Origin of the sequence: Neobacillus terrae (genome assembly GCF_011393025.1) — a bacterium.
GTDB classification, from domain to species: domain Bacteria; phylum Bacillota; class Bacilli; order Bacillales; family Cytobacillaceae; genus Neobacillus_A; species Neobacillus_A terrae.
Window position 1 is genome coordinate 56,877 of record NZ_JAAOEO010000012.1, and the last position, 25,601, is coordinate 82,477.

The window sequence follows — 25,601 nt, forward strand, 5'->3', positions numbered from 1 at the left end:
TTTGTTGGCTCACTCAAACAAAGGGGTTGGTTAGATTGAAATGGCATAAAACAGTTCTTTCAATGATACAACAGCGCCAGGATAAAAAGGTTGCTTTGGCGGTAGATACTTCTACAACTGAGTTCCCTTCCCTTTTAATTAACAACATCGTGAAGCTGTTCGAACAACTTAAACCCGATACAATACTTATACAAGCCGATTATAAAATTCGAAGTATTGCTCCAGCAAAGAGTGATACCATCAAATACTTTAATCATGGCAAATCTTCTTATACATTAGTGTTAGAATGGGCCGCAGAAGAGAAAATAGACTCACTCTTTTATGTAACAGATGTAACAGGCTTCCTATCGGAAGAAATACAGGATGTAGATTTTGAAATGTTTTGGCTCGTGCCGGGAATGACAAAACCGCGTGTTCCTTTTGGAAAGGTCATTAAGGTAGCATAGGAAAAACGGAAGATGCTTCAATGAAGCAAGTACATTCTGCTTTATGCAAGATATTCAAGCAAGTCTCTTAGTTGAAAACTTGCAGGCCGTTGTAGCTAGACGTTCAAGGGCTATTTTCTTCCTTGACTTTTAAAAAAACATCCCTCACTTTAGCGAGGGATGTTCCTGTAACATTAGAGGTTTTCAATAGGAACAGGTTCAATGTCTTCAGCCGGTTCATAACCAAAGACTCTACTGTAAAAATAAAATTCGCCATCGAGTGACCGCCTGATGTTTTGAGCCATTCGAAAACCGTGGCCCTCGCCCTCAAAGGCAATATACGCGACTGGCAATCCTTTTTTCTTCAAGGCTTCCACCATCAGCTCAGCCTGGTTTGGAGGGACAATTTTATCATCAAGTCCTTGAAAGAAAATAACCGGGCAGGACAATTGATTAGTAAAATTAATCGGTGAACGTTTGTAATAGACCTCCTTAGCCTCTGGATAAGAACCTAGTAAACCGTCCATATACCTTGATTCAAACTTATGAGTTTCACCAGCAAATACCTCAAGTTCGCTTAGTCCAAAGTGACTAGCTCCCGCCTTTTAAACATCAGTAAACACGAGCGATGCCAAAGTGGTATATCCACCTGCACTTCCTCCAGCGATGGCAACTCGATTTTGGTCGACTTCCCCTTTTTCGATGAGATAGCGAACGGCATTAGCGCTATCCTGCACATCTACTACTCCCCAATTGCCTTTTAATCTGTCTCGGTATTCCCGGCCGTATCCGGTTGAACCTCCATAGTTAATGTCAACCACTGCAAACCCACGGCTTGTCCAATATTGGGTTGACAGACTAAGAGTTGCTGAAGACGCTGAAGTAGGTCCCCCATGCACATGTACTAATAAAGGTGGTTTTTCATCAGCAGGGGCTGAAAAGTCTGGATTTTTCGGGCGATAGTATATTGCATATGCTGTCTTGTTTCCCTCAGTTGGATACTCAATGGATTCTGGAAGGGATAGGTATTGCTCATCCAAGGACAATTCGGATGACGCTTTGATCACTTCCGGATGGCAGGTCTCAGCGTTCATTCGAATCACACCTGGGAATTCTGTAGGTGAGGCAGCGATAAAGGCAACATCTGTTCCATTGGAATGAATGGAAGAAAATTGAGTAAATCCTATATTAAGCGGAGTTAGGACCCCATTTTCAACGTCAATTTTGGTAAGATGCCTTGCTCCGTTTTGAGTGTAAGCAGCTATAATGGTTGTGTCGTTAATAAAATCATAGTCAGAAATTCCAAATACCCAGCTCGGAGACCCAAACTCAGCTTCCATAGAATAAACCACTTCCACCTCATTACCTTTTAACCGCATAATGTTCCACCAGTTTGTCCGATCGGAAACAAAATACAGAACTCCACTTGGAGACCAGACCGGCTGAATGACAGATTCCCCAGCTCCGCCCGCTGCCATTTTGGGATTGGATAAAGTTCCGTCATCGTTTATTTCAGCAACCCAAAGTTCTGTTTCGTCCCATGGCATATTAGGATGATTCCATGTTAAATAAGCAAGCTGTCTGCCATCCGGGCTAATGCGTGGGTTTGAATAGAAATCATTTCCGGAGACAATAATTCGCTCATTACTTCCGTCCAGGTCCATGGCAATGATGGTTGTTTCAGCAAAAATGGCAGATTCGGAATGGTCTTCACGAATCCAGTACATACGATTTCGCAGCTTATCAACCGCTGCATCAGCATACCTATGATTAGAGTCAGATGTAATCGAACGAATCCTATCCTCTTGATAAAGATATAATAAATTGTCCTCGAAATTAGAGAAATATAGGTCTGCCCCGATAGAAATAAATGGAGCTCCTCCATATTCATGTACACGAGTCCGAACGTTATACGGTGCAGGTGTAAGTTCAGTTATCTTCCCATCGATTGATTGACGCATTACGGTGTTGCGCCCGGCTTCAGCAGGACGTGCCTCTGCCCAATAAAGATTCTGGCCCTCAAAGTTTACATTAACTAATGGAATAGTGTCTTGGACAATCAGATCAGAAGTAATGGGAGATTTCCAGCCTCCATATGGCGATGTTTTTGTTTGACTCATTTTTTATGTCCCTCCTACTCCAATTTGAATTCTTTCTTTATTTTATCATGATATTACTTAAATATTTAGACTTACGAAAAAATTCTTTTATTGGTAGAAAGCCCACCGATTAACCCCTGACATCTTAAATTCTTTATCTAAAATCCTCTTTATTCTCTTTTTTGAATTGACAATTTTACACCACTCATGAATTTCATTTGTATTAATTTTTCGATCAGAAAAAAGATACTTGAATTCCTTAACAGATCGAATTACAGCAGTTGCAACCATTTCAACATGTCCACATTCCGTGCAAAATACTTTTTTACCCTTGATAATTAGAGAAAATGAATTGCAATTGACACAAGTTATTCCTTTATGCAACTGTTCATAATCGTAAGGTGGCAACTGCCGATAAGGGAAATTTTCATTGTGCAAGGACACTAATTTGTCTGCCAGAATTTTATGTTTGTTATTTAGCTTTGAGGTTATATTATTTAGTTTTCTTAAATGTTGATTAAGCTGGCTATGGAATATAAAAGGAATGTTGAGAGGGGCTTGATATAAGGTGAATTCGGAGTTTATAAAAACTACTGAAGCATCTATCGGGACTTGAAATCCAAGATGGTGTAGTAATTGGCGTAACTGGGATTCACTTCTTCTCAATTGATTTAGTGGATTAATAATTTCAAATTTGGGTTTCTTGTACAATCTATCAGATTCGTAAAAATAATCTCCTTCATAGTTCTTGACTTCATAAAGAAAAATGGTTTCTGAGCTTATGATAAGTGAATCAAGCTGGAAAGTGGTGTTATTAAAATGAAGCAGTAAATCATTTAATATAAGGCATTCACATTTAAGATTCTCTATCAACGAATCAAATATTATCTCACCTTCAAAGCCCTTTTTAAGATTGGAAGAGTGTTGTCTGTCTTTATCAGATAAATTCATTCGTGTGTGTAAGATTTCTAAAACTTCTAATTCTTCGGGTTTCGTCCTGGGTTTATAAAGCATGTAAACTACATCCTTTCTTTATTTTCAAAAAAGTCTTCTATAATAAAATATACCTTCAGATTTAACTTAATAAAATTGTATATTTTGTTAACTTTGTTTGAAAATGCACCAGTTCATGCAGATAATACAAAAAAGGAAGAATAAGATAATCCGCCTTCAGGCAGTTTGAGGAGGATAAGATATTTGTCCCCGAGAAGCTGGTTCAAGGACAAATCTTTCTTGGGAGGGGTTCGATTTGTCCGATGATTATAATGTACTGCTTTCTCAAGTAATAAACGTGTGCTTTTTCTATCACGATGCCACCAATGAGATTCCCTACCGCTTCTTTGGCCGCTAAAGCAAAGGCCAGACCGCCCAATCCTAGACCCGCGACCAACCCATTGACGTCATAATCAAACTCCTGACCAATAATACTAATACTGATGGCAATCAGGATGACACGGATGGCTCTTGAAAAAAATGGAATCAGAATGGAATCGATCTTATTGTTTAATTTTTGATTCACACTTATTAAAATCCCAGAAGTAGGAGAGGACAAATTGAACAAGCCCCACGTAATTAAAACAATGACCATGGAACGCAATAATTTTAAAAATAACGTATTATGCTGGTCGATAAAAGGAAAATAATCCATCGCCAGGTACAAGCCAAAAATAATGAAAAACCATCCTAAAGGACGTTCAAAGCTTAAACATATTTGAGTAAAAAAATCAGTTGGTGTTTTTCTAGTCGATTTTAAAATCAACTGAAACACATACTTGGTAAATATGTTTCTAAATAGAATAAATAAAAGCAAAATCCCTATAGAAATCCCCAGATCTTTTAACATATCATAGTGGATTCCCGACGCTCCAAAAGCCAATACAAATGAATCAAAAGACATTTCTAATTTACCTTCCCTCTTTTTTAGCAATCAAAATGGATAGAAAAAAGACACCTGTTTTTCAAACCATTCCATCGTAATATCATAACTTTTTTAACAGGATATTTGAATGCAACAAAAGTCTTATCGTACAAACACAAACAAAACACAAAAACACAACAGGGACGGTTCTCATGGCATTTCTGCCATAAGAACCGTCCCCCTGGTCACGCTGATTCCTCTTTCCAAAACTCAGCGCCACTAGAACCGTCCCCCTGGTCTTCGTCAACGGCGGTTGTGGCTTGATGGATAAACATCTCTATTTCATTTTGGTAATTTTCTAATTGGTCATTGCTCCAATTTAGTTCATTCGCCATTAATTCTGCAACTTTGTGCTTCCATTGGTGGACCCAATCCATGTTAAACAGCAGTGCACCGGTTCTTCGAATAAAAAAGTCACTAGGTGTTACGGTCATTTCTTCATGGATGGCATACATGACTTGGGCGTAAACATCCAATGGCAGACCGAAAGTTAAGGCAGCCTCATTGTATTTATCAATTAACGCGAATAAGCTATCAACATTGGAACCGTAAAGCTTAACTAGTTTTTGAGATTGTTCATTTGTAAGTCCTAATTTTACTCCTTCTTTTGTCTTATCTTCTATGAAAGCAGGCAAATTTTTCGAACCACCAACATCTCCGCCAGAAATGGGCAAATATTTGGTTTGGCAGTTTCCAAAATCGCCAACGCCCTCTTGAATGAACTTTTGGTTTAATAAATCAACGACCATCTCAGCCATTTTTCGATAACCCGTTAATTTCCCGCCAGCGATCGTGATTAAGCCAGACTCAGATTCCCATATTTCATCCTTACGCGAAATTTCTGATGCGGATTTCCCGGTTTCATGGATAAGTGGTCTTAACCCCGACCAGCTGGATTCAATATCTTTCTCCGTTATCCCTACCCCTGGAAACATAAAGTTAATCGCTTTGATTACATACTCTTTATCCGCTTTCGTTAAGCGTGGATTGACCATATCCTCGTTGTATACCGTATCTGTCGTGCCAACATAGGTTTTACCATCTCTAGGAATGGCAAAGACCATTCTCTTATCTGGTGTATCAAAGTAAATCGCTTGTTTAAGTGGGAAAACACTTTGGTCAAAGACAAGGTGAATTCCTTTTGTTAATTGCAGAAGCTTTCCTTTTTTCGATTGATCCATCTCCCGAACCGAGTCGACCCAAGGACCCGCTGCATTGACTACCTTTTTCGCGAATATTTTATAGGCTTTGTTGGTCAACCGATCCACCACTTCTGCCCCTACAACTTTTCCATTTTCATAAAGTAACTTTTCCACTTTTGCGTAGTTTACAAGCATCGCCCCTTTAGAGACTGCTTGTTTGATGACTTCGATTGTCAATCTTGCGTCATCGGTACGGTATTCCACATAATAGCCTCCGCCTTTTAATCCTTCTTTTCTTAAAAGCGGTTCACGCTTCTGCGTTTCAGATGAACTAAGCATACTGCGTCGTTCACCTTTTTTAACATCTGCTAAAAAGTCATATACTTTCAGGCCAATGGAAGTGGAGAACCTACCGAACGTTCCACCCTCTTGGATGGGTAATAGCATCCACTCAGGCGTCGTGACGTGCGGGCCATTTTCATAGACAATCGCACGCTCTTTCCCCACTTCCGCCACCATTTTTACTTCGAATTGTTTTAAATAGCGCAAGCCGCCGTGAACGAGCTTCGTTGAACGACTAGAGGTACCTGCTGCGAAATCCTGCATTTCAACAAGACCCACTTTTATCCCCCGTGTGGCGGCATCCAAAGCAATGCCACTGCCAGTAATTCCTCCACCTATCACTAATATATCAAGGTTTTCTTTTGACATTATTGAAAGTTGTTCTAATCTTTTTTCACTAGAAAAAGTACCCATTTCAATCGCTCCTATTTTGAATTTTTTCCATATAGGTAAAAACAAAAAGAGACCAAAACAAACCTATACAAGTGTATTCTTGTATACGTTGTTTGGTCTCTCCTAATCTCCAACCAATATATTAACTTATTAAAAATATACCATATTCTTACTGATGATGCAATTATTATTTGAATAACATGGCCGCTTTTACTGCCTTTTGCCAGCCTTCATAAAGGGAATTTCGTTGGTTCTCATCCATTTCAGCTTCAAAGGTTTGATCAATTTGCCATTGCGTTGCAATCTCCTCTTTGCTGCTCCAGTAGCCGACTGCCAGTCCAGCCAAATACGCCGCACCCAAGGCTGTTGTCTCGTTCACAACTGGCCTTTCCACCGGCACATTTAAGAGATCACTTTGGAATTGTGTTAAGAAATTATTCTTCACCGCTCCCCCATCTACCCTTAGTGCTTTAAGGGAAATGCCGGAATCCTTTTCCATCGCTGCTAACACATCTTTTGTCTGGTAGGCCAGTGACTCCAATGTGGCCCGAATGAAATGTTCTTTAGACGTCCCTCTCGTTAAACCAAAGACAGCTCCCCTTACATCGCTGTCCCAATACGGCGTGCCTAGTCCAACGAAGGCCGGAACAACATAAACTCCTTCTGTTGATTGGACCTTGCTCGCATAACTTTCTGTATCTGCTGCATCTTTAATCATCCGCATTCCGTCTCGTAGCCATTGAATCGCTGAGCCTGCGACAAAAATACTGCCCTCTAAAGCATAAGTGACTTTACCATCCAACCCCCAAGCAATGGTTGTCAGCAGGCCTTGCGTAGACTTAATGCCGCTTTCGCCCGTATTCATGAGCATAAAACAGCCGGTGCCGTACGTATTTTTTGCCATTCCTTCTTCAAAACACGCCTGGCCGAATAGCGCTGCCTGCTGATCACCAGCCGCCCCGGCAAGAGGTACTTCTTTTCCAAAAAAGTGATAGTCGGCTGTATACCCATAAATTTCTGAGGACGGCTTTACTTCTGGAAGCATCGATTCCGGAATTCCCAAAGCTTCCAGGATCTCTTTATCCCATTTCAATTCATGAATGTTGTAAAGCAATGTGCGTGACGCGTTCGAATAGTCAGTCACATGCGCTTTCCCGCCAGATAATTTCCAAATCAGCCAAGTGTCAATCGTTCCGAATAAAAGTTCTCCTCTTTCTGCTTTTTCCCGAGCACCTTCGACATGATCGAGGATCCATTTTACTTTCGTTCCTGAAAAATAAGCATCGATAAGCAAGCCGGTTTTTTGACGAATTGTTTCTTCAAGTCCAGCTTGCTTCAGTTCCTCACAAATGGAAACTGTTTGTCTTGATTGCCAAACAATGGCATGGTAAACAGGCTTTCCTGTTTGTTTATCCCAAACGACCGTTGTTTCGCGCTGGTTGGCAATCCCGATCCCCGCAATTTGCCCCGCACTAATGTCGGATTCCGATAAACAAGAAGCAATCACCGATAAGATACTTCCCCAAATTTCATTGGCATCGTGCTCGACCCAGCCTGGTTTTGGAAAATACTGAGTGAATTCCTTTTGGGATGAATACACCACTTCGCCTTTTTTATTAAAAATAATCGCTCGTGAACTCGTTGTTCCTTGATCAAGTGATAAAATATATTTTTCCATGCGAATTCCCCCAAACTATTTTTCTGAATAGTAATCCCAAAGTTCCACTTTAGAAGTCGTCACAGCAATGGCCCCCGCTTCAATCGCCTCGTTAACATCATTGACCGTCCGGATTAATCCACCTGCGAACACAGGGATACCTGTACTCTCTTTGATTTCTCGAATCATACTTGGGATAATCCCTGGCAATACCTCGATAAAATCAGGCTGTACTTTCTTGATGACGTCACACGTTTTTTCAACTGCATTGGAATCAAGCAAGAATAATCGTTGAATCGCATAGATCCCTTTTTGTTTGGCTTTAGCGATGACAGCAGCTCTTGTAGAAATTAAGCCAGCCGGTTTTACTAGTTGGCATAAAAATTCAGCTGCATGTTCGTCATTCTTTAATCCTTGGATTAAATCAACATGAATAAACAGCTTTTTGTTTACCCGATTTGCTGCTTTTACAAAACTAGGGATTTGGGCAATCTGACTATCCAGCACAACCCCATATTCGTACGTACTCTCCAAAAACCGGTCAAGCCCTTTGCCATTCTTTATCGATGGCAGTATCGTTTGATGTTGGAAGGTCATAAAATACCTCTTTTCTTACTATCTTATCGCTTTTTTCGACTAAAAAAAGAAAAATATAATGAGACCTTATGCCCGATTATATTTTTCCCTGAGAAAGGAGATACTTCTATCAATATATGGTTCCTTTGTTTCTTCTAGTAATATATTAATGAACGGTTTTTTCTCTTTTATAAATTTGAACACTGTATCGTAATTCAGCAGTCCTTCTCCGACGGTTGTTGTCTTTATACTATTATCTTCTATTATAAAATCCTTGGCGTGCAGGATCACGATTCGGTCTCCAAATAGTTCAAACGCTTCTGCGATCACAGATTCTTGGTTTTGGTAGTTGTCAATCGTTAAATAATTGACTGGATCAAAGATAACTTGAAGATTGTTAGAATTGACACTCTCGAGGAGTCTTTTCATCATTCTAGGTGAGTATACAGGATGATTAACTCCACCCTCTATCCCAACGATTACTCCGAATTTCTCTGCCTCCCCCACAAGCTCCCGAACACTTTTAACCACTTCAAGAAACGGTTCTTCTTTAAAATTCTCTTCAGTATAGACAATATCCGGGTTAACATTTCCCGTTTCAGTTCCAACAATACTGCATCCAAAATCTCTGGCAAAGCGAAGATGCTCCTTGAATCGGTCCAAAGCTTTTCTTCTTTCATTCAAATCTGGATGGATCATATTGATGTAACATCCTAAGACGGCAATTTGAATATTTTGCTGGCGGAACGCTTTTCCGATATGATAGGTCATTCCAGGGCTTAGCCCTCCTAAGCCGGTGTTTATATCGGGAAAAGATTTGCTTAACGCTAACTGAACAGATGTTAACCCTTTAGAAGAAATTTCCCTTACTAATTCCTCCAATGATAAATTTTCAAGATCATGTGCCCTGATACCAATATTCATGCTTCAACCACCTCGAATATGCTTATGATAAAAAAAGTAAGCCGTATCGTGAAGTGATTAGGGCTTACTTTTTAAATTTATCTTGCCAGCCATCCGCCATCTACAACAAGCGTATGTCCATTCATATAATCAGACGCTTTGCTTGCTAAGAAAACGACGGCACCCATTAAATCGGCAGGGGCAGCCCACCTTGCTGCCGGAATACGTGATAGAATTTCTGCATTTCGTTTCTCATCTTCACGGATAGGCGCCGTATTTTTCGTGGCAACATATCCTGGCGCAATAGCATTTGTTTGAATTCCATATTCGGCTAATTCATTGGCAAATGATTTAGTCAAACCTGCAACTGCATGTTTACTTGCCGTATAGGGAGGAACAAATTTTCCGCCTTGGAAGGACAGCATCGATGCGATATTGATAATCTTTCCACTCTTTTGTTCCATCATCACTTTTGCAGCTTCTTGGCTTAGAAAATAAACAGCATTCAGATTAAGATCCATCACCGCATCCCAATCCTCTTGTTGATACTCTACCAACGGAGCACGACGAATGGTGCCTGCATTGTTCACAAGAATATCAATTCTACCGAATTCCTTTAGACACTCAGAAACGACTTCCTTAATGATTTCCCTATTCGCTAAATCGGCCTGGAAAAATTCTACCCGGCCACCCTCTTTTTCAATAAGTTCCTTCGTTTCATCCCAATTAGTTCCATGGGTGACAACAAATAAATCGGCACCTGCCTTAGCAAGTGCTACCGCATAGGCTTGACCAAGTCCGGTGTTACCACCTGTTACAATCGCAACCTGACCAGCCAATGAGAAAAAATCCAATGAGAATTCGTTCAATTGAATTGTCATCTTTAAACCCCCTTCTTGTTAAAACTAAATCTACTACCTTAGTTGTTCCATTTTGACATGGTCCATGTCATCATAGGTAATGTTTTCTCCGCACATACCCCAAATAAAGGTATAGTTACTAGTAGCGGTCCCTGTATGTATCGACCAGCTAGGTGAAATAGCTGCTTGTTCGTTTTTCATGACTAAGTGTCTTGTTTCATCCGGTTTCCCCATGAAATGAAAGACGCGTGTATCTGGCTCCATATCAAAGTACAAATAGACTTCCATGCGACGCTCGTGAGTATGGCAAGGCATGGTATTCCAAACACTTCCCGGAGATAGCATGGTTAGTCCCATTTGAAGCTGACAGCTTTCACATACTTTTGGGTGGACATATTGATAGATTTTCCGTTCATTTAAGGTTCCCGGAGCTCCAGCCTCTAAAGGTTTAATTTCATTAATATCTATTTTTACTGTTGGATAGGTATGATGGGCTGGCGTTGAATTAATATAGAATTTCGCAGGGTTCATTGGATCCTTTGATCGGAATAATACTTCCTTCGTTCCTCTACCAACATACAGGCCATCACGACGTTGCATGTTATATTCCTCGCCATCAAGAATGACAAGACCGTCTCCGCCAATATTAATAATTCCCAGCTCACGGCGTTCAAGAAAGTAACTGACACCTAATTCTTTATCGAGCTTAATTGTCAATTCTTCTTCTGCCGGTGTCACTCCACCAAAAATCATGCGATCGGCATGGGTGTAAGTTAAACGTACTTTTCCTGGTGCAAAAATGGTTTCAACTAAAAAATTTTCTCTTAATTCATCCGTATTAAATCTTTTAATTTCTTCCGGGTGGTTTGCATAACGCGTTTCCATTTCCATGATCCATGTCCTCCTATAAAGCTTCTATTTTTAACGAACAATTTTACCAGGTTCACTTTCAGCAAATGCCATAATTTCATCCTTCGAAAAGGTGCTGCAATCCCCATTTACCGTATGCTTTAAGACAGAGGCTGCTGTAGCAAATGTGATAACCTGTTGCGGCGGCATTTTTTCGATAATCCCGTATAAAATACCAGCTGCAAAAGCATCACCCCCGCCCACACGGTCAACAATATGATCAATATTGTGCTCTTTTGACTGATACAACGTCCCATTTAAAAATAAATTCCCTTGCAATGTATTGTTCGAGGCAGAAATAACGTTTCGAAAAGTCGAATATAAGTATTTGATATTCGGATACATTTCTGCTATTTTTTCATAGTAATACATAAGCTGCTGCTCTTTATTAAATGTATGGTCTGCTTTTTGGATGTTTAATAGATAAAGAGCATCTAATCCACCGCATGAACAGATATCAACATAGGGAAGAAACGGGGTAATCGCTTCCGCCGCCTCCTTTTGGTTCCATAGCTTTGAACGATAATTAAAGTCAAAACTTGTTGTGACACCTAGCTCTTTAGCTTTCATCAATGCCAGCAATGTTACTTCTTTTAACGGATTAGATAACGCTGGTGTTATACCTGTAACGTGAAAGAGTTCAGCACCTTGAAAAATCTCAGCAAAGCTAACCTCATCAACGGTAAGCTGAGAAAAGCTTGAATGCTTCCGGTCGTAAGTGACTTGCGCACTTCTGGCACCCGCTCCTGTTTCCAAGTAATAGGTACCTAAGCGCTCTCCGCCCTTCAACAAGTAGCCCGTATTTACACCAAACGACCGTAAATGTCGTTCCGCTGCCAACCCAAGGGGATTATTCGGCACTTTACCAACAAAGTAAGCTTCATATCCAAAATTGGCCAGCGCAACGGCAACATTGGCTTCCGCACCACCATAATGCAAGGAAAGCTGATCGGATTGAAAAAGTCGTTCTCCATGATTGGTAGATAGCCGAAGCATTATTTCTCCTAAGGTGACAATCTTTTTCATAGGTTTTTCCTTCTCGCTTCTTTAACTTTTTCTACATACTGAACGGCAAAGTCAGTGATTTTTTCATAGTCTCCCGTTTTGGCAGGAGCAATCAAATTACCGCCAACGCCAACGGCTACACAGCCATTTTGAATCCACTGATGGACATTTTCGAGGCTGACTCCCCCTGTCGGCATCAAATTCACCTGTGGAAGCGGCGCTTTTACTGCTTTGACAATGTCTGGTCCAAATGCATTTCCAGGAAAAAGCTTGATAATATCCACACCGGCTTCTAGGGCACATTTCATTTCTGTAATGGTCATACACCCTGCCATATAGGGAATTTGATATAGATTACACAATTTGGCCGTTTCTTCGTCAAAGCAAGGACTTACAACGAACTGAGCCCCTGCCAAAATAGCAATCCTTGCCGTGGCCGCATCAAGAACGGTTCCTGCTCCAATGACAACATCACTATCTTGATAGGTTGCAGCCAATCCTTTGATAACCTCAACAGCACTATCAACCGTAAAGGTTACTTCAATACCTAAAATGCCTCCCTTTACACAGGCTGCTGATATCTTAATCGCTTCCTCCTTAGAGTCAGCTCTTACAACCGCTACCACTCCACAATCAGTTATTCTGGAAAGAACATTTAATTTGTTCATCGCTGCCTCCAGTTGTCTCTATTCAGACTGTATTGTTCAAGTTGTACACGAACTGGCCGACCTGTACTTATTACCTCACCATTAACATAAAGGTTCCGTTTTTCCGTCTTTGGCAAATAGATACTTACAGAATCATAAGGAAGTCGATAATTCCCTTCCATAGATATATTGATTTCTACACTTTCTTTAGTAGTCTTCATATCTACTAATAGGAATGAAGACTCCCCTTTTGTATAGTTTAATGAAATCCCGTCATCTTCATAGAATCGTTCACTTACCTGCTCTTCCCTAAAGGAAGGATATAGACGTATTCCTCTTGCATCCTCCGATTTATTTTTAAACGTGATTTCCCCATCACGAATCGGGAAAGCGGAACCCGCCTGTGCAAAAAGCGGAATGACGTCAAGTGGTGAGTCTACGATAATGGTTTGACCGCCTTCATACCATTGATCAGAATTCATATCGTACCAGCCCTTATCATTTTCCGGCAGATACACACTTCGTTGAACCGCTCCTTTTTCTACTACACTGCAAACCAACAAATTTTCTCCAACCATAAAGTCATCATTTTCTTCGAAAGTTTTTGAATCATGTTCAAAATAATAAAAGGCAGGCGTAAGAATTGGTTTATATTCTTGATTTGCTTTATGTAACAAATGGTAAAAATACGGAATCCACTTCACACGTTCTTTCATAAATGTCCGAATAATCCCGATTTGTTCCGGATACATCCAGGGAACATTGACGGATTGGTCTTCATTCCAGGAATGAATGGTGAATCTTGGATGGAAGATGCCATTTTGAATCCATCTGATAAATAATTCTGGTTCTGGTGCTAAACCGCTAAAACCGCCAACATCATGGCCAAAATTATAGATACCGGACAAACTCATGCTTAACCCCATCTTGATATTAAATCGCAGTGTTTTCCATTCCGTTAAATTATCTCCCGACCATGTTTGCACATAACGCTGCATGCCAGGCATGCCTGATCTTGAGATTAAATAGGGTCTACTATTAGGAGCAAATTCTTTTTGAGCTTCATAAGACGACTTGAGCATTAACAGCGTTTGAATGGGTTTAATATACTCGACAGGAATGCTCTTGCCAAAACCAGTGGCACGTGCCTGTTTATTCCAGACTTCAAATTCATTGTTATCATTCCAAGTGGAGTCAATCCCAAAGGATAAGAGTTGCTCCTTGACATTTTCCTTCCACCATTGGATAGTCTCCGGATTCGTAAAATCAAGATAGGATCCATCATCATCCCAAAATTGGACTAATTCAGGGTCTTGGTTATTCTCCGATTTTATAAACATTCCCTTTTCAGCTAGTTCAGGGTATTGCGGATGGTCCTGAAGTAAACATGGTTTAATATTGGCACAAACATGTAACCCATTCTCATGGAAATGATGGTTCATCGCATGCGGGTCAGGTATTTTATCGTAATCCCAATTAAATACATACCTCTTGTCGCCAATAGTGGTATATCCAGAGGACAACTGGAAGGAATCACAAGGAATATCATATTCCACACAAGAATCAACAAATTTCTTTAATTGTTCTTGTGCATCTGGCGCATCCGTATAAGTCATCGTCGACCCAGAATAACCAAGACTCCATTTTGGAGGAAAAATTGTCCTGCCAGTAAGCTTAGAATATTTTTCAACGACGTTATGAATATTCGGGCCCAAAATGAAATAATAATCCAGGTCGCCTTTTACTGCGTAATAATACCTGTAAAAGCCATGATAATTGTCAAGCTCAGCACCAAGATCAAAAATAGAGTCGGAGTAATTATCATAAAAGAGTCCATAAGATAGTTTCGTTTTTTGATTATGGGTAAGATAAAATGGGATGTGCTTATAAAGCGGATCAGTAAACTCAGCATCATAACCCATGGCGTCAATGGTTTTCATGATATAACGCTTCCTGGTCTTATTTAGTGTTCCACTTTTCTCCCCTAGACCGTAATAGCTATCCTCTTTGTACCGTTCAAGATAATGATAGACCCCGTCTCCAAGCTTGTTATTATAGTTATAACTCTGCGTTTTACGATCATTCGCTACTAAAATTTCTCCGCCATTTATTTTTGCATACCAAGAGATCTTAAAGCCCTCTAATTGAATGACTGCCTTTAAAAAATGTGTTTCAATGATTACTCGCTCACTACCCACTTCTTTTTGAAAGGCAGGTAACGAGAAAGGAGTTAAATCAAAACGGTCTCTTCCTTCAAAAGGAATGTCTTCAGCATCCGGGGCAATTGACCAAGTTGTCATTAGGGCTGGTTCACGATCAGACGACATAAATACTCTGCATAAATCTTCTTCTAAAACCATAAAGATGATTTTCTTATCATTACATTCAAAGAAAAGCTGATTATTTTCTTCCTTAATAAAATCAAACTTCCAAGCCAAGCTCATGATTTTCACCTATTCGCATTTTTTTAAAACAGAGATAAACCGCTTGGATTATCTCTGTAAATTTGATCCATCTATTAATCTTTCATACCAGAAGTGGCCATCCCCTGAATAAACTGCTTTTGGAATATCAAAAACACAATTAAGACAGGGATCATAGTTACGACTGACATCGCCAGCAGGCTTCCCCAGTCCACATTATATTCACCAATGAAATTGGATAACGCTAATTGGACGGTATATTTCGTCGGATCACTAATAACAATCAATGGCCAAATAAAGTCGTCCCATCTCCACATGAATGAAAAGATGGCGAGGACAGAAATAATTGGTTTAGCAATTGGAACAATCAGTTTCCAGAAAATCTTCCACTCGCCAGCACCATCTATTCTAGCCGCTTCAATAAGCTCATTAGGTACGGTCAACAAATACTGTCTAATCAGAAATACCCCAGTCGGTGTTGCGGCTGGAGGAATAATAATTCCCCAAAGAGAATTGTACAATCCTAGTTTGCTAATGACCGTAAAAATGGGGGTCATAATGACTTCAAGGGGAATCATTAAGGTTGAGATAAATCCGATTAACAACCATGTATCCCCTTTAAAGCGATACTTGGCAAGAGCATAGCCAGCCATTGTGTTAACTAATAAGGTCAGGATCGTAGCCGTTACCGTCACAAACGTACTATTTAGAAAATAGCTACCGAAATTCCCTTTTTCAAAGGCTGTAATAAAGTTTTTTAAAGTTGGATGATCCGGAATAAACTTTGGAGGCCAACTATATAATTCGGTAGAATCTTTTATCGAGGATAGAACTACCCAGATTACTGGAAAAATAAAGATACAAACTAGAACAATTAAAGCTAAATATACGAGAATATTAGACTTCTTTTTCAATCGATTGTACCTCCTTTTGTCCATTTAAATTGAATGACCGTAAAGATGACAATGACCACAAACAGAACAACTGACATGGCACTTGCGTAACCCAATTCTCCCTTTTTGAAACCAAATTCATAAATATACTGAACAAGGAAGGTGGTTTCTTTTGCAGGCCCTCCCCCAGTCAAAGCCAAGACGAGCGGATACTGCTTAAAGGATTCAATCAGTAATAAAATTAACACTAAGAAACTAGTTGGTTTTAATAATGGTAAGGTAATGCTCCAAAACATTTTAAACTTTGAAGCGCCATCCATTTGGGCTGCTTCATAATAGGAGGTAGGGATACTTTGTAACCCAGCCATAAAGATGACCATAAAGAAGCCGATTCTTGCCCAAATCGTTCCTACAACAACCGTAATGTTGGCAAACACCGGGTCAGATAACCACTTGATTGGTGTGAAGCCCAATGATTCGATCAAATAATTCAAGACACCGAAGCTATCGCCAAAGATCCATTTCCATGCCACACCAACAATAATCGCTGAAATCATCGTTGGCCAATAAAATATGGCACGAAAGAAGCCTTTTGCTTTAATTTCCTTGATCAACAAAATGGCAATTCCAAGGGAACAGATAAAAATGAGAGGCACTACTGCAAAGGCATATTTAAATGTATTGGCAAATATATTCCAATATTCAGAGCTATGAAACACTTCTTTGTAGTTTTCAATTCCAACGAAATTCATTTCAGATAATCCATCGTAGTCTGTGAAAGAATAATAGAGTCCTACAAAGGCAGGAACGACAATGAAAGTAAAAAAGATGACGAAATTTGGAAGTACAAATAAATAGGGAACCATTTGTCGCTTTCGTTTATCTGTTTGAAAGGATAATTGTTTAGCCGTTTTCATTTTTGATTGCTGTTTGATTACTCGTTCCACCGTATTCACCTGCCCAAAATTATTTATATTAATAGTAGTGACCACCCCAAAATTGGGGCAGTCACCAATGAAAAGTTATTTAGAATCTGCAATAGCTGCCTTTAGTTTCTCCGCAACTTTGTCCATTGCTTCTTTGGAAGATTCCCCTCCACTAAGAACTTCTACTACTGCGTCTCTTATATCAGTAGTAACCTTGGAGATGACCACTTGATTACCCCAGTCAGTCGCTGCAACCTCTGGTGTATTTTCTAATTCATTGGAGAATACTTTAAACATTTCTTTTCCAAATGAATAATTTAATTCATTATTATCTTTTCTTGCACTTAGGAATAGTGAATCCTGATTAAATTTCGCATTAACCTCTTTCGTCGCTAAGTATTTAATAAAATCAGCCGTCTCTTTTTCTACTCCTGTTTTTTGGAAGCCCATTACGTATTTTCCACCAGGTACGGAAGAACGAATTTCTCCTTTTGGAAGATACGTTACACCCCACTCAAAGTTGTTAATATCTTTGTAGTTACTTAACATCCAGTTTCCAGCTAAGTGAGCAGCTGCTGTACCAGAACGGAATAAGTTATTAGGATTTTCTCCACCCAGCCAAACTGATTCAGGAATGATTCCATCTTTATGGAGCTTTTTAAAATAATCTAATGCGACAACACCATTCTTATTATTAATCGCAGGTGCAGAACCATCTTTTGTAAAAATACTTCCGCCAAATTCATAAAGTAAAGTGGAATATCTATGTGGAGTGAAATCAACTAATAATCCGTATTTCGCTCCGCCTTTTTCCTTTACTTGCTTAATCGCGTTTTCAAATTCATCCCATGTCCAAACATCATCTGGTGATTGTGGAACATCTACTCCTGCTTTTTTAAACAAGGTTTTGTTATAAATGATACCGTTCGCAGTAACATCCATTGGTGTAGCAATGATTTTATCCTTCTTTACATAGTAAGGTTTAATCGAAGGAAGAAATTGAGATGTAAATTTATCGACTCCCCCTACATATGGAGCAAGATCCAACGCTTGATTGGCAAAATCTCCAGTATCAGTGACACGTGCTAACGCAGGTGGTTTTCCCCCAGCAATCATGGTCTTTAATTTTGTCGTGTAATCTTGATAGGCCACTTCAATTAACTTAACTTCTACGTTTTTATTTGATGCTTGATAATCTTTAATGATGTCTCTCATGACATCGCCTTCTACCCCATCAGTAAACCAGAGAAAGTCCAATGTAACTTTTTTACCGTCTGATTTGCCGGTACCACTTGATTTCGAGCTATCAGAACAGGCTACAACACCAATTAATAAAACAGCCGCAAGCAATGACATCGTAAGCATTCTCAGCATTTTTTTCATAAAAAACATCTCCTCTTTTTGGAATATTTAATTTCTTACCGTCTCACTATTTACAAACTCTATTGATTCGACCAACAATAGGATGGCTAAGGCTTGCCCATAGGTCATCGGACTGATCGGGATGTTTTTATAAAAATCGGCATCCAGCCCAACTGGCGTCCCATATGATACTTTTTGAACCACGCCCTGTTCATCGATTACATCCATCACTGCTTCTAAAGCCTTTAACCCAATTGATAAATACTCCTTATCAAGGTACCCTTTTCTAACACCTTTGATGATTCCATAACCAAAAGCGGCAGTGGCAGAGGTTTCTTCATAGGAACTTGGATCGTCTAAAACGGTATGCCATAAACCACTATCAGCTTGTAGTTTTGACAATGCCTTCACTTGACTGTGCCATGTAGCTAATAAATAATCTTTCATACTTTTCTCTAATTCTACTATTTCAAAAAACTCTAACAACCCGCATGTATACCAGCCATTGCCTCTTCCCCAGCGGACAGCACCATAGTTGTGATTCTCGTTAAAATCCCAACCGTGATAAAATAACCCTGTTTCTTTGTCATATAAATATTTAATATGAATAAGGAACTGGTTTTTCGCTTCCTCAATATAATCTGGCCGATTAAAATAAGTACCTGCTTTAGCCAAAAATAGGACGGTCATAAATAAGGTATCGATTAAAATCTGACCATCATTTGGGTCACCGGTAATCATATGCTGCAAGGCTCCGTCACCGGTACGAATCATCTCTTCCATGATCCAAGTACTCCATTCATCACATACAGCAATGTACTTGGAATCATTGGTTTCCTCAGCTAGATGGATGAGTGTAAGCAGCGGTGCCATCGTATTGACATTTTTTTCAGGAAGGCCATCGGCAATTCTTTGATCAAACCAATTTAGCAAAAACTGAAGGGTCTCTTGGTCATTTGTTAATTTAAAGTATTTATATAGGCCATAAATCCCTACACCTTGCGGCCATTCCCACAAATTAATATCTATCAAACCAATCGGAAATTCTTCGACAAACCCATCATCATTTTTCAATGATTTCAGCGCATTCTTAACAAGATGAACTTTTGATTCGATTAATTTTGAATGAACGACCATTTTTCTAGAACTCCTTCTGTTTGTTGATCCGAATTTAATTGAATTTTACTATTTACCGTAAATGGTCCATGCCATGAGCTTTGAATTTCACCATGAATAGGATCTTGAAAACTGAATTCTTCCATTTCTGCATTCTTCATACTATTTTTAAATTGTGAGAAGGAAGCAAACTGTTGAACATGGCTATTTCGTAAGATCCACGTATTTTCTCTTCCTATCGATATCAGTTCCCGATTTTTGTTCTGACCCTCATTTTGTAAGCTCAATCCATTTTTTGCATAGAGCGCAATATAGGCATCTCCTATTTTTCCAAAGCACCAATTTTCGACGATTTCCACTTGTTCGAAAGCAGTAATTGGAAAATAAGCATGAGTATAATCAATTTCATTTTCCGGCTCAATCTTATAGTGGATTATAGCGATATCTTGATATTGGTCGACCTTTGGCAATTGACCATTTCCAGCCCAAAAACTTGGTCGTCCTGTACCTAGTTCCGTTTCCTCTCCAGGATGATTAATCCAGACAATCGCTTCTGGGCTAAGCGTAGAATGGATGACGTGCTCCGAGTAACCGCTTCCACTAGGTCGATACTCGACGGCACTTGATAGTAATCCATAGCTGTTTTTGTAAGTATAAAGATCGACAAAGCCCGTTGTTCCCTGATGATGTTTAAACACAACATTCTCTTCTGGGGTTAAATTAATCAATGACCTGTAATCAGGTGGTTCATATTCTGACACAGATAATGCTGCTGCGGCAAAGGTTGAGTTATTTAAAGTTCCTTTACCATAGGCGATCCAAAGTAAAGAAGTAGTCGCATTATTATAATTTCCCTTTAATTCTTTCTCGTAAATACGTCCGTGTGAACAGGATAAATAGCCATCATGACAATTTATGGCCATTAAGCGGAAGGTTGTATCCAATGCTTGCTTGGCTGCATTTTTCAATTCCAGGTCATTGACCAAATCATATACCTGCAAGAATCCCATCACGTTAATCGGAATATAAGCACTTGAATTCCACTCTGCCAAGCCTTCATCATTAAATTTTTCAAACCAATTTTTCAGCCTGACTTTTGCCCTTTCAACATGGACAGAACCAAGGATGTTCGCGTTAGGGAATATTTCGTCCGGGAATAATTGTCCCGCTAAATATTCACAAGTGTGGAATAGCAAGGCGTGATTCTCACTAAAGAACCACATGACATCATCCCCAGGTTCATCAAACCAATAGCGATAATTGAGAATGGCCTGCTTACATTCCTCCCACAAGCTTTCTTCAAATAATCTAGTATCATGAAAATCTGCCCAAAAACGGAACAGTTGGTTAAAATAAAAGTCACTGCAATCAAACCTGGCATTAATCACTTGCAGTGTATCTCTAACAATCGATTCAACTAACTTTAAGTCATCGCCTGCTTTAGCTAAAATGTAAGCTCGATGGATATCCTTTTTTCCATATTTGGCAATAAAGGACGAAGCCTGTTGCTTTCTTATATGAAGATAATCTGATACATCTTGTGGTACTAGGTTTTCTGGATAGAGTTGAAGAAACATATTTTTTTGAAGCACAACCGATTGGTATCGGATGTTGATAGATAATAGCACATTGCCCATTCCAAGTTCTTTCACTTCTCCAAGTGCTACTTTTTCGCAGTTTGGCGGAACAATCCTGTTCAGCTCTTTCTTTTCGCCCCACCACTCTGTTTTAAACTCACATTCCAATTGGACTTGCCCCGCTAGTGGGTTTTCAAAATAAAGGCTAACTTCACCAGATGTGAGGACATCGCTAGGAAAGTAGGCAATTTTTAATGCTTCTTCTAACAAATGAATGTCGTCGGAATTCGTATCACCTATTGGGAGCACCATTTCTAAATCTTCAATCCCGAGATAATCCATCCTAAAGTAAAACAGTGTATCCCTCTCTGCCAGATCCTCGAAAAGAACTAAAAATTCATTATCGCCTTCACGAAGCATAACTTCGAAATGAATATTCTTTTCTTCATTTCTTGTATAAGGGGAAAATTGTAATACTTTTTCACCATTTACCCAAAGGTTCACACTTCCGCATGTAAAAAGTTTAAAAGAGGCTTTTTGGGCTTTATTTGAACGAATGTTGGTTATGGCCCATGATTGTAGATGGGTGGGTTGCTGCCAAAATCCTGACTGTTCAATTTTTTTGTTCTTCCATGGAAAATAGAGCTGCCATGTCTTTGTTGACGATTGATAGGTTAGCGATTTCCCAGGGGAAACTTCTTCTGATCGTTCAATTTTTTCCTTAATAACCTTCAATTCAGAATCGATGAATTCTTTTCGGTTGGGATTTTCAAATACAGCAAATCCCTCAGTAAGCCAGCGATTCAAATCCCCTGTAAAATCCATGGTAATCTTTTTAAAAGATTTTTCCTCTTCAAAAGTCCCTGCAACCAACCAACGATTAATAGGCTTATGATGATTTAATGGGTATATAATCTGATTCATATATTCCCCTCTCCCTATTTGATAACGCTTGCATTATTCTTAATTTTTATTTTATTTGATAACCCAAGAAGAGAGAGGTTGAAATATTTGTATTAGTTGTTGAAAATTTTGATATTTACTTTTTCGACCGAAAAAAGAAAAAACCCGATGGAATTCCATCTAGGCTAATGTGTGTCAATGAATCATGGGAGTTTCTTATAGTCTGAAGGTGTGGTTCTCATAATTTTTTTAAAGACTTGACCAAAATATCTCGCATCTAAAAACCCCACTCTTTTGGCAACCTCATTGGTTTTTAAATCAGTTGTCGCTAATAGCCTTTGGGCAATCAGCATCCTTTTTTCTGTAATAAAATTACTTAGATTTTCACCTGTCTCCTTTTTAAAGGAGCGACTTAAATAGCTAACACTGACATCAAGCTGGTCAGCAATAAACTGGGTGCTTAAATCTGGATTGGCATATTCCTTTTCAACCATTCTTTTTGCCAGCTCTACGACGCCTACATTATTTTGATTCATCATTCCATAAAGATGATTTTTTATCGACACACACGTTTGTTTCATGAAATCTTTGAGCTCATCGAAGGTTTTACACTGTTCAAGTTGCTCATAGCCAACAACCATTTTAAATTTCCGATCCCATTTCGCCACTACCAACCCAAGTTTGATTAATAACTCTAAGCAATGGTTTAATACTAACCGTTTATCATACGAATACTTAATCTCCTTGAAGATGGTCTCTAATTCATGAAGAATTTCCTCCTGTTTCCATTCTTCAAACATTTCGATAAACCTGGCTGATTTTGTTGAGAAATCGTAAATCGTCATTCCCTCGTTGATCTCATCATAAAAATGTACTTTTCCACTGCCGATAAAAAAGCTCTTCGTTAACGCCTTTAAAGATTGTAAATAAGAGGTATGGATGGAATGGATAGAAGTATAAATGCCGCCAATCCCGATCAACGCTTTTATTCTATTACCCTGTATAGAATAGTTAAAAATACTATCAGACAGATCTTTTAAATGAGTTTTGATTTCTTTATTATTGTTGCGAAATGGAAAAGCAGGAAAGACAAGGAGCTGCTGATTATGATTCACAAACCGTACTGTAAGGTTTTTGCTTATACATAACTCCTCAATTGAGGTTCGTAGAGCTTCAAGGGCCTGTTTACTCTGTGAATCACCATAAACTTCGATGGTAATAACGGCACCTTTTCCAATCGTAATATTAAAGTGATCAATTCGTTGGCTTATGTTTTGAGTATTCACGATCCCTTTAACGGAGACATCGTGTAATAATGATTGCTCGATGATGGGAATGCTCTCCTGAAAGGCAGACTCCAAATATTCGTATTTTTTCTCTTGATTTCTTTTTTGCTCAAGAGCCTTTACAGCCTTTTTGATAACAATCATGACCTCATCAATCACCGTTGGTTTAAGTAAATAATCAAATACACCGTATTTTAGTGCCTCTTTAGCAAACGTAAATTCATCGTACCCTGATAAAAGTATGATAATCATATCTTTATAGTTTTGATGAACATAATCAGCCAATTCTAATCCTGTTTGACCAGGCATAACTATATCCGACACTACGATATCTGGTTTAAGCAAATCTATTTGTTCTTTTCCCTCGTATCCATTCGAAGCAATTCCACATATCATGCAGCCTAAACTAGCCCAATCGATTTTTTCAGATAAACCCATACTGATAAATGGTTCATCGTCAATAATAAGCACTCTATACATTTCTGAATCCCTCCCTTTGAACAGGTAAAATCAGCTCAAATAAGGTGCCAACATTGATATTACTTTCAATCTTTAGCCCATTTTCTTCCCCAAACAATAACCTGATCCGGTTCTGTACATTTAACACACCATTTCCAGTTCCTTGCTTTTCATCAAGATGAACATAGCTTCCTTCGGAAAGGGCGCGGATGGTATGTTCATCCATACCTACTCCATTATCGATTATTTGTATGTGTAATTTGTTATCTTTTATATTTCCATTGATAAATAGATACCCGTTGTCTATCTTCTTTTCAAGACCATGAATCATTGCATTTTCAACGATTGGTTGCAAAATAAGCTTTGGCACCAAACAATCGTTAGCCTTTGGATCTATATTTATCGAAAAATGAATTTTGTCTTGAAACCTAATTTTTTGAATCGTCATATAATCTTCAATATAATTCATTTCTTCTTCAAGCCGGATAAACTCTTGATTATTTTTAATACTCGTTTTTAACAGTCTACTTAAAGAAACCGTCATTTTACTGACTTCATCCGTTTTTCCAAACTGCGCCATCCAATTAATCGCATCTAATGTATTATAAAGAAAATGGGGATTAATCTGGGCTCGAAGCGCTCTCAGCTGGGCGTCCTTTTCATTTATATCCTTTTGGTAGATATCTGAAATTAAGGTGTTAATTTTATTCATCATTCTATTAAAGCTTTCTCCAACTCTACCAAGCTCATCTACGCGGTCGATTTCTACCTGAGCATTGAAGTTATCTTTTTCAACTTCATCCATCACCAAACTTAATTTAGTTAATGGTTTGACAAAATAATTTGTACTTATCCAAATAAAGATAATACCGATTATGATGGCCAGTATTCCAATTAAAAAGACAGACTTCCCAATAAGAGCAGGGCCTTCTGAAATCTCATCCAAGCTTACTAAAGAAATAATCTTCCACCCTGTTAAATTAGATTTGTACGTACTCACAAGCATTTTCCCGTACTTCGGAATCTCAACAAATGAATCTTCATCATTTGAAATATTTTTTGAGTTGGAAAGCCACGATCTGACTCTTTTCAGTTCTTCATCATTCGAATTCGATAAAACCACATTATTCCGACGGTCTAGGATGATTAGATGTCTCTCTTCCGTTGGATCAAATTTCTGAATTCGTTCCTGCAAATAGGATTTATCCATCGACATGGTTAAATAGCCGATTTTTTTCATTTTATAAGAGTTGATATCGAAGATCATCCGATTAGCTGTAATGACAGACTGCTCTGCGCTCCAAGTCACTTTTCCACTATCATCATACAATTCTGGACGTAATGTTTTAAAAAACGGATAGTCATTGTTATTGACGCTTCTTCTTAAATTCACTCTTAGGCTTTCCATGTCATAAAGATAGATAAGGTCTACTTCATTGAACATCATCGTTTCATCCGTAACTTTAGAAGATAAGTATCTATTTAAGAGATTCTTTGCCTTATCATTTTCATATTTGCTTTGTAAGAGACTTTGTACATCATTATTAAACGATACTCCATCCATAACACGATTAAAGGAATCCACCATATTATCGATACTTTTACTAATTTGCGTAACCATAATGGTATTGTATCTGACTGCATCCTTAATCTGGATTTGGATGGCGATCGTATAGGTGACCATCGCTGTTAACCCGATAATGAAACTAATTCCTAAAGCATGCTGGAACAGCAATTGATTCTTTAAATGACGAAACTTGGGAAAACGTATAAATCTCAT

Annotated in this window: 19 protein-coding genes and 1 pseudogene; 1 reads left to right on the forward strand and 19 read right to left on the reverse strand. The window is 38.9% G+C overall.

The genetic code is table 11. The features are described from left to right. Positions 1–35 precede the first annotated feature (35 nt). Positions 36–446 carry a VWA-like domain-containing protein gene (locus tag G8761_RS17055; protein WP_166028830.1) on the forward strand — a complete coding sequence of 137 codons (411 nt, stop codon included), beginning with the start codon at positions 36–38 and terminating at the stop codon, positions 444–446. Positions 447–619: 173 nt separating this feature from the next. Here G8761_RS17055 and G8761_RS27880 read toward each other — a convergent pair. The 19 genes and pseudogenes from G8761_RS27880 to G8761_RS17150 form a co-directional block, all read right to left on the reverse strand. Continuing rightward, positions 620–2,545: pseudogene (locus G8761_RS27880) on the reverse strand (S9 family peptidase). Between the two features lie 87 nt (positions 2,546–2,632). Beyond that, a complete protein-coding gene (locus G8761_RS17065; RefSeq protein ID WP_166028833.1) occupies positions 2,633–3,538 on the reverse strand; it encodes a nuclease-related domain-containing protein in 906 nt (301 codons plus the stop codon). 202 nt (positions 3,539–3,740) lie between these two features. Then, positions 3,741–4,367: a mechanosensitive ion channel domain-containing protein gene (locus G8761_RS17070; protein WP_207789260.1), complete on the reverse strand. Its 627-nt coding sequence runs from the start codon at positions 4,365–4,367 to the stop codon at positions 3,741–3,743. 260 nt (positions 4,368–4,627) lie between these two features. Further along, a complete protein-coding gene (locus tag G8761_RS17075; protein ID WP_166028837.1) occupies positions 4,628–6,340 on the reverse strand; it encodes a glycerol-3-phosphate dehydrogenase/oxidase in 1,713 nt (570 codons plus the stop codon). Positions 6,341–6,506: 166 nt separating this feature from the next. Continuing rightward, entirely contained in the window at positions 6,507–7,997 is a 1,491-nt protein-coding gene (gene glpK / locus G8761_RS17080) for a glycerol kinase GlpK (protein WP_166028839.1), read from the reverse strand. Positions 7,998–8,012: 15 nt separating this feature from the next. After that, positions 8,013–8,573: a glycerol-3-phosphate responsive antiterminator gene (locus tag G8761_RS17085; RefSeq protein ID WP_166028841.1), complete on the reverse strand. Its 561-nt coding sequence runs from the start codon at positions 8,571–8,573 to the stop codon at positions 8,013–8,015. A 66-nt stretch (positions 8,574–8,639) separates the two neighbouring features. Continuing rightward, on the reverse strand, positions 8,640–9,476 hold the full coding sequence (locus G8761_RS17090) for a sugar phosphate isomerase/epimerase family protein (RefSeq protein WP_166028843.1): 837 nt from the start codon (positions 9,474–9,476) through the stop codon (positions 8,640–8,642). Between the two features lie 77 nt (positions 9,477–9,553). Next, positions 9,554–10,330 (reverse strand): 2-dehydro-3-deoxy-D-gluconate 5-dehydrogenase KduD, encoded by a 777-nt coding sequence (gene kduD / locus G8761_RS17095; RefSeq protein ID WP_338000984.1) that lies wholly within the window; start codon positions 10,328–10,330, stop codon positions 9,554–9,556. Positions 10,331–10,369: 39 nt separating this feature from the next. Continuing rightward, entirely contained in the window at positions 10,370–11,200 is an 831-nt protein-coding gene (gene kduI / locus G8761_RS17100) for a 5-dehydro-4-deoxy-D-glucuronate isomerase (protein WP_166028947.1), read from the reverse strand. A gap of 36 nt (positions 11,201–11,236) precedes the next feature. Beyond that, positions 11,237–12,250 (reverse strand): sugar kinase, encoded by a 1,014-nt coding sequence (locus tag G8761_RS17105; protein WP_166028848.1) that lies wholly within the window; start codon positions 12,248–12,250, stop codon positions 11,237–11,239. Beyond that, positions 12,247–12,897, reverse strand: coding sequence for a bifunctional 4-hydroxy-2-oxoglutarate aldolase/2-dehydro-3-deoxy-phosphogluconate aldolase (locus tag G8761_RS17110; RefSeq protein ID WP_166028850.1), 651 nt, complete (start codon positions 12,895–12,897; stop codon positions 12,247–12,249). The genes G8761_RS17105 and G8761_RS17110 overlap by 4 nt, the downstream gene beginning before the upstream one ends. Continuing rightward, positions 12,894–15,320: a glycoside hydrolase family 31 protein gene (locus G8761_RS17115; protein ID WP_166028852.1), complete on the reverse strand. Its 2,427-nt coding sequence runs from the start codon at positions 15,318–15,320 to the stop codon at positions 12,894–12,896. The genes G8761_RS17110 and G8761_RS17115 overlap by 4 nt, the downstream gene beginning before the upstream one ends. A gap of 74 nt (positions 15,321–15,394) precedes the next feature. Then, entirely contained in the window at positions 15,395–16,213 is an 819-nt protein-coding gene (locus G8761_RS17120; RefSeq protein ID WP_243450062.1) for a carbohydrate ABC transporter permease, read from the reverse strand. Next, a complete protein-coding gene (locus G8761_RS17125) occupies positions 16,210–17,109 on the reverse strand; it encodes a carbohydrate ABC transporter permease (RefSeq protein ID WP_166028949.1) in 900 nt (299 codons plus the stop codon). The genes G8761_RS17120 and G8761_RS17125 overlap by 4 nt, the downstream gene beginning before the upstream one ends. Before the next feature lie 105 nt (positions 17,110–17,214). Beyond that, the gene (locus G8761_RS17130) at positions 17,215–18,501 is read right to left on the reverse strand and encodes an ABC transporter substrate-binding protein (protein ID WP_166028856.1); all 1,287 of its coding nucleotides are present in this window, start codon (positions 18,499–18,501) and stop codon (positions 17,215–17,217) included. Between the two features lie 27 nt (positions 18,502–18,528). Continuing rightward, positions 18,529–19,617 carry a beta-galactosidase BglB gene (gene bglB, locus G8761_RS17135; protein WP_166028858.1) on the reverse strand — a complete coding sequence of 363 codons (1,089 nt, stop codon included), beginning with the start codon at positions 19,615–19,617 and terminating at the stop codon, positions 18,529–18,531. Continuing rightward, positions 19,596–22,097 carry a hypothetical protein gene (locus G8761_RS17140; RefSeq protein WP_166028860.1) on the reverse strand — a complete coding sequence of 834 codons (2,502 nt, stop codon included), beginning with the start codon at positions 22,095–22,097 and terminating at the stop codon, positions 19,596–19,598. The genes bglB and G8761_RS17140 overlap by 22 nt, the downstream gene beginning before the upstream one ends. 182 nt (positions 22,098–22,279) lie before the next feature. Beyond that, complete coding sequence (locus G8761_RS17145) at positions 22,280–23,842, reverse strand: response regulator (protein WP_166028862.1); 1,563 nt, start codon at positions 23,840–23,842, stop codon at positions 22,280–22,282. After that, positions 23,835–25,601, reverse strand: a complete 1,767-nt coding sequence (locus G8761_RS17150; protein ID WP_166028864.1) for a cache domain-containing sensor histidine kinase — start codon at positions 25,599–25,601, stop codon at positions 23,835–23,837. The genes G8761_RS17145 and G8761_RS17150 overlap by 8 nt, the downstream gene beginning before the upstream one ends.

Excerpts from the sequence above, each read along its gene's own strand:
- G8761_RS17065 (WP_166028833.1), bottom strand. The coding sequence starts at position 3,538 with ATGCTTTATAAACCCAGGACGAAACCCGAAGAATTAGAAGTTTTAGAA.
- G8761_RS17070 (WP_207789260.1), bottom strand. The coding sequence starts at position 4,367 with ATGTTAAAAGATCTGGGGATTTCTATAGGGATTTTGCTTTTATTTATT.
- G8761_RS17075 (WP_166028837.1), bottom strand. The coding sequence starts at position 6,340 with ATGGGTACTTTTTCTAGTGAAAAAAGATTAGAACAACTTTCAATAATG.
- glpK (WP_166028839.1), bottom strand. The coding sequence starts at position 7,997 with ATGGAAAAATATATTTTATCACTTGATCAAGGAACAACGAGTTCACGA.
- G8761_RS17085 (WP_166028841.1), bottom strand. The coding sequence starts at position 8,573 with ATGACCTTCCAACATCAAACGATACTGCCATCGATAAAGAATGGCAAA.
- G8761_RS17090 (WP_166028843.1), bottom strand. The coding sequence starts at position 9,476 with ATGAATATTGGTATCAGGGCACATGATCTTGAAAATTTATCATTGGAG.
- kduI (WP_166028947.1), bottom strand. The coding sequence starts at position 11,200 with ATGGAAACGCGTTATGCAAACCACCCGGAAGAAATTAAAAGATTTAAT.
- G8761_RS17105 (WP_166028848.1), bottom strand. The coding sequence starts at position 12,250 with ATGAAAAAGATTGTCACCTTAGGAGAAATAATGCTTCGGCTATCTACC.
- G8761_RS17110 (WP_166028850.1), bottom strand. The coding sequence starts at position 12,897 with ATGAACAAATTAAATGTTCTTTCCAGAATAACTGATTGTGGAGTGGTA.
- G8761_RS17115 (WP_166028852.1), bottom strand. The coding sequence starts at position 15,320 with ATGAGCTTGGCTTGGAAGTTTGATTTTATTAAGGAAGAAAATAATCAG.
- G8761_RS17125 (WP_166028949.1), bottom strand. The coding sequence starts at position 17,109 with ATGAAAACGGCTAAACAATTATCCTTTCAAACAGATAAACGAAAGCGA.
- G8761_RS17130 (WP_166028856.1), bottom strand. The coding sequence starts at position 18,501 with ATGAAAAAAATGCTGAGAATGCTTACGATGTCATTGCTTGCGGCTGTT.
- bglB (WP_166028858.1), bottom strand. The coding sequence starts at position 19,617 with ATGGTCGTTCATTCAAAATTAATCGAATCAAAAGTTCATCTTGTTAAG.
- G8761_RS17140 (WP_166028860.1), bottom strand. The coding sequence starts at position 22,097 with ATGAATCAGATTATATACCCATTAAATCATCATAAGCCTATTAATCGT.
- G8761_RS17145 (WP_166028862.1), bottom strand. The coding sequence starts at position 23,842 with ATGTATAGAGTGCTTATTATTGACGATGAACCATTTATCAGTATGGGT.
- G8761_RS17150 (WP_166028864.1), bottom strand. The coding sequence starts at position 25,601 with ATGAGATTTATACGTTTTCCCAAGTTTCGTCATTTAAAGAATCAATTG.